16 protein-coding genes are annotated in these 16,076 nt (G+C 71.2%); 10 read left to right on the top strand and 6 right to left on the bottom strand.

The genetic code is table 11. The features are described 5' to 3' along the window. Positions 1-11: 11 nt before the first annotated feature. Both ACFZCY_RS15550 and ACFZCY_RS15545 read right to left on the bottom strand, forming a co-directional pair. Positions 12-1,103 (bottom strand): PQQ-dependent sugar dehydrogenase, encoded by a 1,092-nt coding sequence (locus ACFZCY_RS15550; RefSeq protein ID WP_391172861.1) that lies wholly within the window; start codon positions 1,101-1,103, stop codon positions 12-14. An 11-nt stretch (positions 1,104-1,114) separates the two neighbouring features. Next, positions 1,115-1,924 (bottom strand): hypothetical protein, encoded by an 810-nt coding sequence (locus ACFZCY_RS15545; protein ID WP_391172859.1) that lies wholly within the window; start codon positions 1,922-1,924, stop codon positions 1,115-1,117. Between the two features lie 302 nt (positions 1,925-2,226). Here ACFZCY_RS15545 and ACFZCY_RS15540 point away from each other — a divergent pair, with 302 nt between their 5' ends. From ACFZCY_RS15540 to ACFZCY_RS15505, 8 genes are all read left to right on the top strand, one after another. Further along, positions 2,227-4,020 carry a discoidin domain-containing protein gene (locus ACFZCY_RS15540; protein ID WP_391172857.1) on the top strand — a complete coding sequence of 598 codons (1,794 nt, stop codon included), beginning with the start codon at positions 2,227-2,229 and terminating at the stop codon, positions 4,018-4,020. Next, on the top strand, positions 4,017-5,519 hold the full coding sequence (locus ACFZCY_RS15535) for a glycosyl hydrolase family 28 protein (protein WP_391172855.1): 1,503 nt from the start codon (positions 4,017-4,019) through the stop codon (positions 5,517-5,519). Before ACFZCY_RS15540 ends, ACFZCY_RS15535 begins: the two co-directional genes overlap by 4 nt. 73 nt (positions 5,520-5,592) lie before the next feature. Further along, positions 5,593-5,733, top strand: a complete 141-nt coding sequence (gene pqqA, locus ACFZCY_RS15530) for a pyrroloquinoline quinone precursor peptide PqqA (protein WP_391172853.1) — start codon at positions 5,593-5,595, stop codon at positions 5,731-5,733. An 11-nt stretch (positions 5,734-5,744) separates the two neighbouring features. Next, positions 5,745-6,647, top strand: a complete 903-nt coding sequence (gene pqqB / locus ACFZCY_RS15525; protein ID WP_391172851.1) for a pyrroloquinoline quinone biosynthesis protein PqqB — start codon at positions 5,745-5,747, stop codon at positions 6,645-6,647. Beyond that, the gene (gene pqqC, locus ACFZCY_RS15520; protein ID WP_391172849.1) at positions 6,644-7,363 is read left to right on the top strand and encodes a pyrroloquinoline-quinone synthase PqqC; all 720 of its coding nucleotides are present in this window, start codon (positions 6,644-6,646) and stop codon (positions 7,361-7,363) included. Before pqqB ends, pqqC begins: the two co-directional genes overlap by 4 nt. Continuing rightward, positions 7,360-7,626, top strand: a complete 267-nt coding sequence (gene pqqD, locus ACFZCY_RS15515; RefSeq protein WP_391172846.1) for a pyrroloquinoline quinone biosynthesis peptide chaperone PqqD — start codon at positions 7,360-7,362, stop codon at positions 7,624-7,626. The genes pqqC and pqqD overlap by 4 nt, the downstream gene beginning before the upstream one ends. Further along, positions 7,614-8,735, top strand: coding sequence for a pyrroloquinoline quinone biosynthesis protein PqqE (pqqE, locus tag ACFZCY_RS15510; protein ID WP_391173665.1), 1,122 nt, complete (start codon positions 7,614-7,616; stop codon positions 8,733-8,735). The genes pqqD and pqqE overlap by 13 nt, the downstream gene beginning before the upstream one ends. An 87-nt stretch (positions 8,736-8,822) precedes the next feature. Beyond that, positions 8,823-10,349 (top strand): SDR family NAD(P)-dependent oxidoreductase, encoded by a 1,527-nt coding sequence (locus ACFZCY_RS15505; RefSeq protein ID WP_391172844.1) that lies wholly within the window; start codon positions 8,823-8,825, stop codon positions 10,347-10,349. Between the two features lie 60 nt (positions 10,350-10,409). Here ACFZCY_RS15505 and ACFZCY_RS15500 read toward each other — a convergent pair whose 3' ends face one another. Next, positions 10,410-11,675 carry a glycosyltransferase gene (locus ACFZCY_RS15500; RefSeq protein ID WP_391172841.1) on the bottom strand — a complete coding sequence of 422 codons (1,266 nt, stop codon included), beginning with the start codon at positions 11,673-11,675 and terminating at the stop codon, positions 10,410-10,412. Positions 11,676-11,848: 173 nt separating this feature from the next. On the opposite strand from ACFZCY_RS15500, the gene ACFZCY_RS15495 reads away from it, so the two are divergent. Both ACFZCY_RS15495 and ACFZCY_RS15490 read left to right on the top strand, forming a co-directional pair. Continuing rightward, positions 11,849-12,553 carry a response regulator gene (locus ACFZCY_RS15495; RefSeq protein WP_391172839.1) on the top strand — a complete coding sequence of 235 codons (705 nt, stop codon included), beginning with the start codon at positions 11,849-11,851 and terminating at the stop codon, positions 12,551-12,553. A 3-nt stretch (positions 12,554-12,556) separates the two neighbouring features. Then, on the top strand, positions 12,557-13,957 hold the full coding sequence (locus ACFZCY_RS15490; protein ID WP_391172836.1) for an ATP-binding protein: 1,401 nt from the start codon (positions 12,557-12,559) through the stop codon (positions 13,955-13,957). A gap of 12 nt (positions 13,958-13,969) precedes the next feature. On the opposite strand, the gene ACFZCY_RS15485 is transcribed toward ACFZCY_RS15490, so the two are convergent. From ACFZCY_RS15485 to ACFZCY_RS15475, 3 genes are read right to left on the bottom strand one after another with little or no spacing between them, the layout of a single operon-like run. Beyond that, a complete protein-coding gene (locus ACFZCY_RS15485) occupies positions 13,970-14,791 on the bottom strand; it encodes an SAM-dependent methyltransferase (RefSeq protein ID WP_391172834.1) in 822 nt (273 codons plus the stop codon). Further along, positions 14,788-15,090: a DUF397 domain-containing protein gene (locus ACFZCY_RS15480; RefSeq protein ID WP_391172832.1), complete on the bottom strand. Its 303-nt coding sequence runs from the start codon at positions 15,088-15,090 to the stop codon at positions 14,788-14,790. Before ACFZCY_RS15480 ends, ACFZCY_RS15485 begins: the two co-directional genes overlap by 4 nt. 2 nt (positions 15,091-15,092) lie before the next feature. Then, positions 15,093-15,950 (bottom strand): Scr1 family TA system antitoxin-like transcriptional regulator, encoded by an 858-nt coding sequence (locus ACFZCY_RS15475; RefSeq protein WP_391172830.1) that lies wholly within the window; start codon positions 15,948-15,950, stop codon positions 15,093-15,095. Positions 15,951-16,076 lie beyond the last annotated feature (126 nt).

Here is a 16,076-nt window from a genome sequence, read left to right as displayed (position 1 = left end):
GGCACGGCGGCCTACTTCAGGTCGACCTGGAAGACCTTGTCCGCGCCGTCCGGCTCCCCGCCGTTGTTGTCGGCGTTCGTCGTGGACAGCCACAGCGTGTTCTTGCCGGGCACCGTCTCGACGGTGCGCAGCCGCCCGTAGGAGTTGGTGTAGTACGCCTTCGGGGTGCCCGCGCTCGTGCCGTCGACCGGGATGCGCCACAGCCGCTCGCCCTTCAGCGCGGCCATGTACAGCGCGCCGTCGGCGTAGGTGACCCCGCTGGGGGACGCGTCGCCGACCGACCACTGACGCTTGGGGCTGGTCATCCCGGAGGTGGAGCAGCTGCCCTCGCAGGTGGGCCAGCCGTAGTTCTTGCCCGCCTCGATGAGGTTCAGCTCGTCGTACTTGCTGTTGCCCAGCTCCGCCTCCCACAGCCGGCCCTGCGGGTCCCAGGTGAGGCCCTGCGGGTTGCGGTGGCCGAGCGAGTAGACGAGGGTGCCGAACGGGTTGCCGGGGGCGGGCTTGCCGTCGGCGGTCATCCGAAGGATCTTGCCGTTGAGCGAGTCCTTGTCCTGGGCGAGGTCGGGGGTCTGGGCCTCCCCGGTGGTGGCGTACAGATAGCCGTCCGGGCCGAACTTGAGGCGCCCGCCGTTGTGGTACTTGTTCTTCTTGATGCCGGTGACGAGCGCCTTGTATCCGCTCAGTGAGGTGCCGTCGTAGGTCATGCGGGCGATCCGGTTGCCGTCGGACGCCGTATGCATGAGATAGACGTAGTGATCGGTGTTCCAGTTCGGGGAGACGGCGAGGCCCATCAGCCCGCCCTCGCCGCCGGTGGTCACCACATTGGGAACCGTGCCCACCTGGGTCTTGGTGCCCGACTGGGTGAGCTTGAAGACTTTGAACGAGTCCCGCTCGGTGATGAGCGCCGAGCCGTCCGGCAGCCAGCTCAGCCCCCAGGGGATCGACCAGCCCGACGAGACGGTCGTGAGGGCCGAAGGGGCCGAAGAAGCCGAATCGGCGGCGGCCGGTGCGGCGTTGCCCGTGCCCGCCTGGGTGAGCAGCAGCCCGGCGGTGAGCGCGGTGGTGGCGGCCGCGGCCACCAGGGTGTTCCGACAGCTCTTCATCGCGTTTCCTCCTACTGGAGCTTGTACGCCTTGAAGTTCCGGGTGAGCAGATAGGTGGTCTGCAGGCCGCTGCTGTTCAGGCTGCGGTAGATGCCCCACTTGGGCCGCAGGTAGTTCTTGCCGCGCCACAGGTCCAGGCCGGTGCGCTTGTGCGAGGCGACCTTCCTGCCGTCGGCGGTGGTCACCGACCAGTCGGCGTACGCGCCCGAGTCGGCCGCCTTGACCTCGACCGACACATCGCTCCACGTGCCCTGCAGCGGCGCCATGTCGGCGGCCCCGGCCTCGGTCAGGTTGTCGTCGTCGTCCGAGGTCCGCATCTCGACTTTCGGGCCGTCACCGTGCTGGTGCAGCGACATGGTGAACAGCGGGGCCGCCACGTCTCCGACCTTGATCTGCATGATGTGGGTGAAGCCCGTCGTCGCGTCGAGGGTGTCCGGCACGTACATCTGGTACTGGATCCGCCAGGTCTCGTTCTTCAGGATCTTGACGGCGGAGCCGTCCTGCTTCATGCCCCGGACCTCGTTGCGCTGGCGGTCGGTGCTGGTGTCGACGTCCTTGGGGTAGTGGATGTCGGTGCGGAAACCGCCCTGGTAGGGGTAGATGTGGGTGGTGCCGGGGTGGGAATCGGCGCGGTCGTCCTCGGCGCCCTCGAAGGCGCTGGCGACACTGGCTCCGGCCGCGGGGTGCCACTTCAGGCTCCAGGACGCGGCGGGGGCCTGCGGAGCGCGCTCGGTGCCGTAGGCGACCGCGGCCGGGGCGATCAGTGCCGCGGTGGCCGCGAGGGTGAGGGCGGTGCGCGGTAAGAGCGGTGGGCGCTCCATCAAGGATTCTCCTGTCTGATCCTTGTTCATCAACTTCTTTGGGCGTGACGGCGCATCGCGGAAGGTAGGAGGTATGGCGCGATGAGTCAAGGAATGGTGTGGACCAAGGAGGCGCCCTGATGGGGGATCGGCGCTGAAATACCGTCACCCACCTGCGTATTCCGCTTAGTTGGTCGAGATATACGTGGCATGTCCATCCAGATAGGTCGGAGGAATTCGGCGCATGCTTCTTGACCGGACACCGACAGGGCGGTGACGCTGCAACAGCACCGCACCCGACCGCAGCCCTGGTGAGGAACCCCATGGATCACAGACCGCGCCGGCGCCTCGGCGCCTGGCTGGCCGCCGTCCTGCTGGCCATCGGCACGCTCTCCCTGGCCGGTCCGGCCCCCGCCCGGGCCGATGTGGTCAACCCCCGGCAGCAGTGGCTGCGCGACGCGCAGGCGGGTCTCTTCCTGCACTGGGGCATGCGCACCTCACCCGGCTACACCAGCTGCTCCGCCTGGGAGAAGGCGGTGACCGACGGCGGCTGGAGCGCCGGCTACTGGGTGAACGAGGCCAAGAAGCTGCACGCCAAGTACCTCGTCCTCGCCTCCTTCCACAGCCGGCTGGGATACGCGCGCGCCTGGCCCTCCGCCATCCCGGGCAGCTGCTCCACCAAGCGGGACTTCCTGGGCGAGCTGATCGACGCGGCGGGCAAGCAGGGGCTGAAGGTCATGCTCTACATGACCGACGATCCGCAGTGGCACGACGAGGGCGGCCACGAATGGCTCGACTCGGCGGCGTACTCCGCCCACAAGGGCAGGGATGTCGACCTGACCACGCGCGACGGGTTCGGTGAGTACTCGTACGACAACTTCGTCGAGGTGATGAAGAACTACCCGAAGCTGTCCGGGTTCTGGATCGACAACGACAACGACTACTGGCTCGACCACGGCCTCTACGAGAAGATCCGTGCCGACCGCCCGGGGTGGCTGCTGAGCAACAACAACGAGGACACGCCGATCATGGACACGGTCAGCAATGAGCAGAAGACCGGCATGACCCCGGCGTACGACTACCCGCAGGCCATCTGGACCCCGCAGCCGCGGCTCACCGAGGCCTGCTTCAAGCTGCCCAGCAGCGGCGCCTGGTGGTACAGCGGCACCGACTCGGCGGTGGACACCGGGCTCACCCTCGGCCGGCTGATCAGCAACTCCGGATCCTCCGTGAAGTCGCTGATGGCCGAAACAGCCCAGGTGAACGGGAAGTTCCCCAGCAAACAGGAAGCCTTCAACAACGTCGCGAAGAGCTACCTCGACACGATCTGGGGCTCGCTGAACGGCACCGAGGGCGGCGGCTACGCGTACGGCGGGCTCCAGCCCGGCTCCTGGAACGACGGGGCGCACGGGGTGACCACGGTCAGCAGGACCGACCCCGACCAGCACTACCTCCACGTCCTCAGCAAGCCGTCCGGCTCCACGCTGACCGTGCGGGACAACGGCTACCGGGTGTCCGGCGTCACCGACTTCCGCACCGGAAAGAAGCTGGCCTTCAGCCAGGGCGAGGGCAAACTCACCATCTCCGGCATCACCGGCTGGGACCCGTACGACACCGTCCTGAGCGTCCGCACCGACGGCAGGCAGGGGATCGTGCCGGCCGGCTCCATGACCGCGAGCGCCGGCGCCTCGGCGAGCGGCCACCCGGCCTCCGCCGTCCTCGACGGCGATCCGCAGACCTACTGGGACAACAACACCAAGCTGCCCGCCACGGTCACCTTCGATCTGCGCTCGGCCAGAAGCATCCGGTATCTGGCCGTCAACCAGCGGGAGTGGTCGGTCGCCTACGCCCGGTCCGACACCGAACAGTCCGCCCGGATCCGCGACTACCAGGTGCAGGTCTCCAGCGACGGCACCACCTGGGGCAGCCCGGTCAAGACCGGAACCCTGCCCAGCGCCCGCGGTGTGCAGTTCATCGACCTCCCCGCGGCCACCAAGCGCTACGTCCGGCTCACCGTCAACAGCACCTGGGCCGCCGCCACCGACACCAAGCGCTACCAGAAACTGCTGATCGACGAGGTGCGCATCGGATCCGGCTACCCGAAGGGCACCTCATGACGCGATCGGCGCGGTTACGGTTCGCCGCCATCACGGCGGCCGGAGCCTGCCTGCTCGCCGCGGCTCCCCTGACGGCCACCGCCCAGCCCCGACCCGCCCACCGTACGTACGACGTGCGCGACTACGGCGCCACGGGGGATGGGACGACCCTGGACGACGACGCCATCGACCGGGCGATCGACGCGGCCGCCGCCGGTCCCGGCCGCGGCACCGTGCTCTTCCCGCCCGGCACCTACAAGTCCCGCACGGTCCACCTCAAGAGCGACATCACCCTGCACTTCACCAAGGGCGCGACGCTGCTCGCCGCCGCGGGCGGCATGGACGACGCCGAGCCCAACCCCTGGGACGCGTACCAGGACTTCGGCCACAGCCACTTCCGCAACGCGCTGCTGACGGGCGAGAACATCCACCACCTCGCCATCACCGGCTCCGGCACCCTCGACGGCGAGGGCCTGGGCACCAGCAACACCCTGGACCCGGGCGTCGGCGACAAGATCCTCTCCCTCAAGCGCTGCGCCGGCCTGGACATCAAGGACGTCACCTTCACCCGGGGCGGCCACTTCGCGCTGCTGCTCAACGGCTGCGACGGGGTACGGATGACCCGCACCAAGGTGCTCACCAGCACCGACCGGGACGCCGTCAACCTCATCAACAGCCGCCACGTCGACATCGGCCACTCCCGCATCGAGGGCCGGGACGACGGTGTCGTCCTCAAGAGCGACTACGCGCTGGGCCGGACCTACACCAGCCATGACATCCGCGTCCATGACTCCGATGTGCTGTCCACGGAGAACAACGCCCTCCAGTTCGGCTCGGAGACCTGCGGCGACTTCCGCGACATCCGCTTCGACCGGCTCCGGATCGGCGGCGGGGGCAAGGCGGCCATCGGCATCGTCTCCATGGACGGCGCCGACATCAGCGACGTCCGCTACTCGGACATCACCATGACCAAGGGCGCCACCCCCGTCTTCATCAAGATCGGTGACCGTAAGCGCTGCCCGGGAGCCCCGCCCGCCGGACGGATCCACGACATCGCCTTCACCGATGTCACCGGCACCGGGCTGACCCACCCGGTCACCGGCGTCGACTACACCAGCACCATCACCGGAGCGCCCGGCGCGGACGTGGAGGACATCACCTTCGACCGGGTGCGGCTCACCGTGCCCGGCGGCCACCCCGCCTCCGACGCCGAGCTCGTCCCCGGCGAATACCTCACCGACTACGTCCCCAAGACCTACGGAGTGCGCCCCTCCTACGGCTGGTGGATCCGGCACGCCAAGAACATCACCTTCACCAACAGCGCCGTGCGGACCGACTCGGGCGACGACCGGCCCGCGTTCATCGCGGACGACGGGGCAGCCATCACCCTGGACCGGGTCACCGCCCAGCGCGGCACCGCCAGCCCGTACGACGTGGGCTTCAGCGGCGTCACCGGCCCCGTGGTCCGGCACAGCACCACCACCGACGGCGAGGCGCTGCGGATCAGGACCACCGGCTGACCGCGCCCGCCCCGCCCCTGGCACCTCCTCAGGACCGACCCACCCATCGGAAACCGGAAGGCAGGTCAGCACCATGAACGAGACCGTGCGGCAGAACCCCACCACGGCGGACCGGACACCGCCCGCCCCGGAACGGACCGCCTGGCAGACCCCCGACTACGTGGTCGTCGAGACCGCGCTGGAGGTCACCGCCTACTCACTGAACGCCCGCTGACGGCAGCCGCCATGCGCGTGCGTGTGCTCGGCACCGCGGCGGGCGGCGGCGTACCCCAGTGGAACTGCGCGTGCCCCGGATGCTCCGGGGCACGCGCCCACCCGGAGCGGCGCCGCCGCCACGCCTCGCTCGCCGTACGGGCCGCCGAAGGCCGCTGGTACCTCGTCAACGCCACCCCCGACCTCGGCGAGCAGGTCGAGGACTGCCCCGAACTCCACCCCGGGCCCGAACCGCGCCACACCCCACTGGCCGGGGTCATCCTCACCGACGCCGAACTCGACCACACCCTCGGCATCGCCCGGCTGCGCGAGGCCGACGGCGTGGAACTGCACACCACCGCCCCGGTGCGCCGGGCCCTGCTGACCGGACTCCACCTCGGCGATGTGCTCACCCCCTACACCCGCCTCGACTGGCACGAGCTGCCGGCGGAAGGCCCCCGCCCGGCCGCCGCGGACGCCGAATTCACCATCGGCGCCGTCCCCGTCTCCGCCAAACGCCCGCGCTACGCCACCGAGCTGGGCGGAGCGGACGACGACGCCTGGGTCGTCGCCCTGCACTTACGGGACCGCGCCACCGGCCGCTCCCTCCTCTACGCCCCCGCCCTCGCCGCCTGGCCCGACACCTTCCAGCGGGCCGCCGAGGAGGCCGACTGCGTCATCGTCGACGGCACCTTCTGGGACGACGAGGAGCCCCGGCGCAGCGGCTTCGGCTCCCGCACCGCCACCGCCATGGGCCATCTGCCGATCGACGGACCCGGCGGCACGGCGCGGCGGCTCGCCGCACTGAACGCCCGCACCCTGTACACGCACCTCAACAACACCAACCCCCTCAACGACCCGGCCGCGCCCCAGCACGCGGTGCTCGCCGGACGGGGCATCGAGGTGGCCGCCGACGGGATGGTGATCGAGTTATGACCCGGAGCCTCGAGGAGCGGCTGCGCGCCGTCGCCGAGGAGCGCTACCACGACCGGCACCCCTTCAACCTCCGCATGCACGCGGGCGAACTCACCCCCGCCGAACTGCGCCGCTGGATCCTCAACCGCTTCCACTACCAGCGCCACATCCCCGTCAAGGACGCGCTCATCACCGCCAAGCTGGACACCCCGCGGCTGCGCCGGATGTGGCTGCGCCGGATCCGGGACCACGACGGCGCGGCCGACGGCGAGGGCGGCATCGAGCGGTGGCTGCGGCTCGGAGAGGCCGCGGGCATCGGCCGGGAACGGCTGCTGACCGGCGCCGAAGTGCTGCCCGGGGTACGGCTCGCGGTCGACGGCTACGTCAACTTCTGCCGTCTGGGCACCCCGCTGGAGGCCGTCGCCGCCTCGCTGACCGAACTGTCCGCCCCCGGCATCATGCGCACCCGCATCGAGGCGTTCGAACGCCACTACCCGTGGATCGAGCGCGACGGGCTGCGCTACTTCCGCGACCGGGTCGGCCAGGGCAGCCGGGACAGCGCCGAAGCCCTCGACCTCGTCCTCACCTGGGCCTGCACCCCCGAGGACGAGGAGCGGGCGGTCGCGGCGCTGACCTTCAAATGCGAGGTGCTGTGGTCCCTGCTGGACGTGGTCGAGCACGCCGACACCAAGGACACTTCGGGAGACACCGCGGGGGACGCGGGGGAGGGGACATGACGGCCCCGGCCGCCTGGCGGCCCGCCCTGGCCCCCGCGGTGCGCCTGCGCCACGACCGGGTGCGCGAGGTGGACCTGCTGGTGCTGCCCGAGCGCGTCGTGGTCCTGCGCGGCACCGCCGGGACCGTGCTGCGGCTGTGCGACGGTGACCGCGACCTCGACACCATCGTGGCCGAACTCTCCGAGCGCTTCCCCGGCGCCCCCGTGGCCACCGACGTCCCCGCGTTCCTGGGCCGGATGCACGAGGAGGGCTGGATACGGTGACCACCCACCCCCGGGGGAGCGCTCACCCCCGCCCCTGGGCGCTGCTCGCCGAGCTGACCCACGGCTGCCCGCTGCACTGCCCCTACTGCTCCAACCCGCTCCAGCTGGTGCGCCGCTCCCGGGAGTTGACCGGTGAGGAGTGGGAGCGGGTGCTGCGCCAGGCGGCCGGGCTGGGCGTCGTCCACACCCATCTGTCCGGCGGCGAGCCGCTGCTGCGCCGGGACCTGGAGGCGATCGTCGCCGCCGCCGTGTCCGCCGGGCTCTACACCCAGCTCGTCACCAGCGGCGTGGGACTGGACGAGGCCCGGCTGACGGCGCTGACCGGGGCCGGGCTGCACAGCGTCCAGCTCTCCGTCCAGCACGCCGACCCCGAAGCCTCCGACCGGATCGCCGGACACCGCTCGTTCGCCGCCAAGGAACGGGCCGCCGCGCTGGTACGGGAGGCGGGCCTGCCGCTGGGCGTCAACGTGGTCCTGCACCGCGACAACCTCGACGCGCTGGACGCGCTGATCGACCTGGCCGTGGCCTGGGGAGCCGACCGCGTCGAACTGGCCAACACCCAGTTCTACGGCTGGGCCCTGCGCAACCGCGCCGCCCTGCTGCCCACCCGCGACCAGCTCGCCCGGGCCCGGGAGGTCGTCGCACGCCGGCGCGAAGAGCTCGGCGGCCGCACCGAGCTGGTGTGGGTCCTCCCGGACTACTTCGAGGGCGTCGCCAAGCCCTGCATGGGCGGCTGGGGCGCGGTCTCGCTGACCGTCGCGCCCGACGGCACCGTCCTGCCCTGCCCCGCGGCGGCCGCCCTGCCCGGCCTGGACCCGCCGAACGTCCGCGACCACGCGCTGGAGTGGATCTGGGACCACTCCGCCGCCTTCAACCGCTACCGCGGAGAGGAGTGGATGGCCGAACCGTGCCGTAGCTGCTCCCACCGCGCCGAGGATTTCGGCGGCTGCCGCTGCCAGGCGTACGCGCTCACCGGGGACGCGGCCCGCACCGACCCGGCCTGCGTCCACTCGCCCGATCATGGCCTGATCCGCTCGCTGACCGGCCCCGCTCCGGCCATGGAACCCCCGCTCCGGGGCTATACCTACCGCGGGTACAGGAGGGGGTGAGACCGCGCGGGTTTGGCAGGGCCGTCCCCGCTTCCGTACAGTTCGGCCGTTACCCAGGGAAAACAGAACGAGGAAGCGGCAGCGGCGATGACGGTGACTGACGACGGCCGGGCCGAGCGGACGGAGGCCGGGCACACCGGCGCCGTGCCCACGGAGCCGGGGGAGCCCGGGACCCACGCGGAGCCCGGCATCGACCCCGGGCGCCTGGCGACCTGCCTGAGCGTCCTGGAGGAACTGGACCGGCTGCCCGTCGACCACCCCGACGCCATCACGGTGCGCCGGGCCACCGCCGGCATCTACCGCACCGTCAAGCAGCGCAGGCGCCAGGAGCGGCGGGCTGCCAAGACCGCCAACGACAAGACGGTGACCGAGGCCACCGCCACCGGCGCCGCCGACCGCATCGACGACGAGACGCTGGGCCGGGCCCTCAGCAGTTCCGTCACCACCGAGATCGCGGGCATCCTGGCGCGCCCCCGCTCCTGCTACGTGTGCAAGACCCGCTACGTCGAGGTCGACGCGTTCTACCACCAGCTCTGCCGCGACTGCGCCGCCGAGAACCGGGCCCGCCGCGACGCCCGCACCGACCTCACCGGCCGCCGGGCGCTGCTCACCGGCGGCCGCGCCAAGATCGGCATGTACATCGCGCTGCGGCTGCTGCGAGACGGCGCCCACACCACCGTCACCACCCGCTTCCCGAACGACGCGATCCGCCGCTTCACGGCGATGCCGGACAGCGCCGAGTGGCTGCACCGGCTGAAGATCGTCGGTATCGATCTGCGCGACCCCGCCCAGGTCATCGCGCTGGCCGACGAGATGTCCGCCGCCGGGCCGCTGGACATCCTGATCAACAACGCCGCGCAGACCGTGCGCCGCACCCCGCAGGCGTACGCGGAGCTGATAGCGGGCGAGTCGGCGCCGCTGCCCGCCGGGGAGCTGCCCGAGTCCGTCGTCCTCGGCGCCTTCGGCAGCGGTTCCCAGACGGCGCTGCCCGGACCGCGCACCGAGCGGGACGGCGCGCTGACCGCCCAGGACCTCACCGCCCTCGCCCTCACCAGCGGCTCCGCCTCGCCCGCCCGGATCGAGGCGGGCACCGCGATCGACGCGGGCGGGCTGGTTCCGGACCTGGACGCCACCAACACCTGGATCCAGCGGGTCCACGAGGTGGACCCGGTCGAGATGCTGGAGGTGCAGCTGTGCAACGAAACGGCGCCCTTCATCCTGGTCAGCCGACTGCGCCCGGCGATGGCCGCCGCGTCCGCCCGGCGCAAGTACGTGGTCAACGTGTCCGCGATGGAGGGCAAGTTCGGCCGCGGCTACAAGGGCGCGGGCCATCCGCACACCAACATGGCCAAGGCCTCGCTCAACATGCTCACCCGCACCAGCGCCCGTGAGATGTTCGAGACCGACGCCATCCTCATGACCAGCGTCGACACCGGATGGATCACCGACGAGCGGCCGCACCCGGACAAGATGCGGCTCGCCGCCGACGGCTTCCACGCCCCGCTCGACCTGGTGGACGGCGCGGCCCGGGTCTACGACCCGATCGTCCGCGGCGAGCAGGGCGAGGACCTGTTCGGCTGCTTCCTCAAGGACTACGCGCCGACCACCTGGTAGGCGGAAGCCGCCCGGCAGGTCCGGGCGGGCGGAAGCCGCCCGGCAGGTCCGGGCGGCCCGTCAGGCCTTCGCGCCCGTCCCGCCCGCCGCGGGCAGACGGCGGCGGAAGGCGCGCTTCCAGCGGCGGACCGTACGGCGGTAGCGGGCCCGCAGCCGGATCCGGGTGCGCTCCCAGGAGCGCGCGAACCGGCTCGACGCCAGCTCCTCGAAAAGCCGCTCGTAGCGCTCGGCGATCGGCTCCGGGTCGTACGTCCGCGCGCTCTCCAGCGCCGCCGCGGCCATCGCGCGGCGGCCCGGCTCGTCGTCGATCAGGTCCCGCAGCGCCTGCGCCAGCGCCTGCTTGTCGCCCACGGGCACGAGCCGCCCCGTGACCCCGTCCTCGATGATCTCGGCGGGGCCGAGCGGGCAGTCCGTGCTCACCACCGGCACCCCGCAGCGCATCGCCTCCACGATCGTCATCCCGAACGACTCGGCGTCCGAGGCGACCGCGACGATCGACGCCTTCGCGAACTCCTCCTCGATCGGCGAGTACGGCCCCATCAGCTCGGCGCTCCCGGTCAGCCCCAGCTCCTCGATGCGCTCCTGCAGCTGCTCCTTCTGGGCACCGCCGCCGTAGATCCGCAGCCGCCAGTCCGGATGCTTGGGCGAGACCTCGGCGAAGGCGTCGATCAGCAGGTCGAAGCGCTTGCCGCGGACCAGCCGGCCGGCCGCCGCGATCACCGGCGCGGTGCCCTCGGAGGGCTCGGCCGCCGGTTCGGGGACGCTGTTCGGGATCGCCAGGGTCCGCGCCCCCGGCAGCGGCATCTTCGCCCGGTACACCGCCGCGTCCGCCTCCGTCGTGGTGACCACGGCGTCCAGCGTGCGGTAGAACGGCGTCAGCTCGGCCCGCAGCTTCTTGCTGTGCGCCTCGTACCGCAGGTGCTCCTGCGCGATGCGCAGCGCCTTGCGCGGGCCGAAACGGGCCAGGTACACATTGACGCCCGGCCGGGTGCCGATGATCACGTCGGCGTCGCAGCCCTCCAGATACCGGGCGACCCGCAGGTCCATCAGCCGGTTGTACTGGTGGTTCCGCTTCTCGTGGACGGGAAAGTCCCGAGTGGGCTCGGCGAACAGCGGATCTTGCGCGTCCAGGCCGCCGGGACGCGTGTCGACCAGCGGCACCAGCCGCACCCGCGGATCGAGCGTGAAGCGCGGCGTCGCGCGGTGGCGCATCATCGACGCGATCTCCACCTCGTGGCGCTCCGCGAGCGCCGCGGCGAGATTCAGCGTGGTGCGTATCGTTCCGCCGATCCCATAGGCGTTGTGCAGCAGGAATACGATCTTCATGCGGTGTCTCTCCGGCCGGTGGCAACACCGGGGCGCGATCCCCCCGGGACGTACTGGGTACCCTGTCCCGGCTCGGTAAGCCGGTCGCGTGAGAAAGGTGAGAGCCGGGTAAGAACCGCAGCTCCGAGGGGGCGAGGGCGATCGCTCCCGGGCGGTCTTGGCAGACTCGTCCTGTGACCAACACCGTGCTGCTCGCCGAGGACGACCGTGCCATCCGCAATGCGCTGGAGCGCGCCCTGATCCTGGAGGGATACCGGGTCACCGCGGTGTCCGACGGCGTCGAGGCCCTGGCGGCCATCCACCGCGAGCACCCGGACGTGATCGTGCTGGACGTGATGATGCCGGGCGTGGACGGCGTCCAGGTGTGCCGGGTGCTGCGCGCCGAGGGCGACCGCACCCCCATCCTCATGCTCACCGCGCGGGTGGAGACCGCCGACCGGATCGAGGGGCTGGACGCGGGCGCCGACGACTACGTGGCCAAGCCGTTCGAGGTCGAGGAGGTCTTCGCCCGGCTGCGCGCGCTGCTGCGCCGCGTCGCCCCCATACCGGAGCCCGCGGCGGACGACGCCGCCTACGACGCCACCCTCGCGGTCGCCGACCTCCGGCTCGACCCCTCGGCGCGCCGGGTGTGGCGGAGCGGTACGGAGCTGGAGCTGACCCGCACCGAATTCGACCTCCTGGAGTTGCTGGCCCGTAACGCGGGCATCGTCCTCGACCATGCCACGATCTACTCTCGCATCTGGGGCTATGACTTCGGCCCCGGATCGAAGAACCTGGCCGTGTACATCGGCTATCTGCGCCGCAAGGTCGACCAGGCCGGGCGCGCCCCGCTCATCCACACGGTGCGCGGCGTCGGCTACACCCTGCGGGAGGAGTGAACGGTGCGCTTCCGCCCCCGCCGTCGGCCGCGGCCCAGCCTGCACACCACCTTCGCGCTTTCCTTCGCGGCGCTCGCGTCCGTGGTCACCCTCCTGGTGGGCTTCCTCAGCTACGACGCCGCGGCCGGGCTGGTGCGGGTCGACCAGAAGTCCGCGTTCACCGACGTCGTCCGCGATCTGCGCACCCAGGTCCGGGGCCAGAAGGTGGTCCTGCGGCAGTACCCCTCCGAGGTCCCGGTGCCCTACGGGCTGCGCGACGACCTGCGCCGGATCAGCCGCATGGACGTCCAGGTGCTGGGCGGCCGGGGCAGCGTCTACGACGAGGGCAAGCCCCCGCTGCCGGTCGGCGACGAGGACCGGGAGACCGCCGCGGACACCACCCCGGGCACCATGAGGCAGCGCAACATCTCCATCGGCGAGGACCAGTACCGGATGGCCACCGTCGCGCTCGGCGACGGCCGCGGCGCCGTCCAGGTGGCCCAGCAGATCAGCGACACCGAGGATCTGCTGCAGGAGCTGCAGAAGCGCACCGCGCTGTTCGTCGTCGCGATCATCATGGCCGCCGGGGTGGCCGGCTGGTGGCTCGCCGGACGCATCACCCGGCGGCTGGTACGGCTCACCCGGGTCGCCGAAAGCGTGGCGGCCACCGGACGGATGGAGGTGGCGGTCCCGGTCGCCGGGGACGACGAGGTGGGCCGGCTGGGCCGGGCCTTCGACGGCATGCTCGGCCGGCTCGCCCGCTCCAAGGACGACCAGCGGCGCCTCGTCCAGGACGCCGGACACGAACTGCGCACCCCGCTCACCTCGCTGCGCACCAACATCTCGCTGCTGAGCCGCTTCGAGCAACTGCCGCCCGCCGCGCGCGAGGAGCTGCTGGCCGATCTGGCGGGGGAGACCCGGGAGCTGACCGACCTCGTCAACGAGCTGGTGGATCTCGCGGCCGGCCAGCGGGACGACGAACCGCGCACCGAGGTGTCCCTCGACGAGGTCGCCACCAAGGCCGCGACCCTCGCCCGCCGCCGCACCGGCCGCGAGATCACGGTACGGGCGGAGGGCGACACCCTCGTCGAGGGCCACCCCGGCGCCCTGCTGCGCGCGGTCTCCAACCTGGTGGAGAACGCCGCCAAGTTCGACCGGGAGGGCACCGGGCCCGTCGAGGTCGTGGTGACCGGGCACCGCGTCGAAGTACGCGACCGGGGCCCCGGCATCGCCGAGGAGGACCGGACGCGGATCTTCGACCGCTTCTACCGCGCCCCCGGCGCGCGCAGCCTGCCCGGCTCCGGGCTGGGGCTCGCCATCGTGCACGAGGTCGCCCTCGCGCACGGTGGCACGGTCTTCGCCCGCCCCCGCCCCGGCGGCGGCGCGGTGCTCGGCTTCACCGTCGACGGCCCGGAGGAGCCGTAACGGCACCACCCGCTACGGCTTGCGGGCCACTCCGGCCCACATGTTGATGTCCGCGCTGCGGATCTCGTCCGGGCGGTCGCCGGGGCCCGGCTTCCAGTCGTGCGGCTCCGAGACGCCCGGCTCGACGAGCTCCAGGCCGTCGAAGAACGCCTCGACCTCGCTCCTGCTGCGGGTCGTGAAGGATATGCCGCTCTCCTTGTACACGGCGATCACCTTCTGCCACTTCTCCGCGTGGAAGTCGGCCGTGGAGTGCGTCAGCATCAGATAGCTGCCCGGGGCGAGCGCGCCCATCAGCTCCGCCACGATCTCGTACGGCTTCTCCTCCTCCGGAATGAAGTGGAAGAGCGCGTTCACCGACAGCGCGATCGGCTCGCTCAGATCGAGCGTCTCGTTCAGCTCGGTCGCCGACATGATCCGCCGCGGATCGCGCACATCGGCCTGGACGTACGCGGTGCGCCCCTCGGGTGTGCCGCGCAGCAGGGCCTGGGCGTAGGCGAGGACGATGGGGTCGTTGTCGGTGTAGACGACCCGGGCGTCCGGGGCCACGCTCTGCGCGACCTGGTGCAGGTTCGGCTCGGTGGGGATGCCGGTGCCGATGTCCAGGAACTGCCGGATACCCGCCTCGGCGGCCAGCCAGCGCGTCGCCCGGTGGATGAAGCCGCGGTTGATCGTGGCGTTGAGCTTGACGGTCGGGTAGACCGACAGGACCTTGCCGGCGGCCTCCGCGTCGACCTCGTAGTGGTCCTTGCCGTTGAGATAGAAGTCGTACATCCGAGCCGGGTGCGGCTTGGTGGTGTCGATCTGCTGGTCCGGGGCGAGTCCGTAGTCGGTCACGCCGCCCTCCGTTCCGGTGCGGTACCCGCCGAGGTGGTCAGGTTGGGGTCGGGTCGGGTGAGAAGGAAATCCGCGGCGCCGGCCTTGGCGCCCTGGATGAACCTCTCCATTTCATGGTGGGTGTAGATCAGGGCAGGGCCGTCGGGGTCCGTCGACTGCCGCAGGGCGATCCGCCCGTCGTGCAGCCTCAGGGCCTCCACGCACGCACCGCCGTTGGGGCCGCTCCAGGGCTTGCGCCAGCCTTCCGTCGCCAGGCGGGTGGCCGGCATGCCGTTGTAGACGTCTTCTACCTGATCCACAGTCACAGCTCCTTGCGAATCTCACGGAGAAAGGTCTCCGTGCGGCGCGCCGGTGTGGCCTGGGTGCCCATCCGGTCGAGTGCCTCCAGATAGGCCGCCACATCGGTGCGCTGGTCGAGATAGCCGGCGCCGGTCAGGCCCTCGGCGTAGACGATGTCCGGCAGCTCCGGGATCTGGAACCGGAACAGCTGGAAGGGACCGCCCATGCCCGGATGCGGCCCGGAGGCGAACGGGACGACCTGCAGGGTCACGTTCGGCATCTGGACGGTCTCGATGAGGTGGTCGATCTGGGCGCGCATGATCTGCGGCCCGCCGATGTGCAGACGGAGCACCGTCTCGTCCATGACGGCCCACAGATGCGGCCCGTCGGGTCTGGACAGCAGCTCCTGACGCTCCATCCGCAGGGCGACCCGGCGGTCGATCTCCTGGTCGGTGCCCTGCGGAAAGCCGATGCGCAGCAGTGTCCGGGCGTAGTCCTCCGTCTGCAGCAGGCCGGGCACGAAGTGCGGTTCGTACGCGCGGATCCGGCTGGCGGCGCCCTCCAGGCTCACATAGAGGCTGAACCAGTCCGGCAGCACATCGCGGAACCGGTGCCACCAGCCGGGCTGGTTGGCCTCCTCCACGAGCCCGAGGAAGGACTCCACCTCGTCCTGTCCGACGCCGTAGGTCTGGAGAAGCTTCTCGACGTACGGGAGCTTCAGGCCGACTTCGGCCTTCTCCATCCGGCGCACCGTGGTCTGGTTGACGTGCAGCGCCTTGGCGGCCGCGTCATAGCTGACTCCGGCCCGCTCACGGAGGTGCCGCAGCCGCATGCCGAGGACCATCTGCCCGACGGTCGGGGCAGACCGCGCTTCACCCACGTCGTTCCTCCTCGGACGGTGTGTTGTGCGACTCAGTGTGCCATGCTCGCCATGGGCGGCACAGACTGCGTCGGTCATTCTGCATTTTGCAGAACGCGTCTTGCCAACTGATGCTCGCAGGAACGA

Source organism: Streptomyces sp. NPDC007983, assembly GCF_042958345.1.
Classification (GTDB): domain Bacteria; phylum Actinomycetota; class Actinomycetes; order Streptomycetales; family Streptomycetaceae; genus Streptomyces.
Note: the sequence above shows the minus strand (reverse complement) of the source record. Positions and strands in the feature narration are given on the sequence as shown.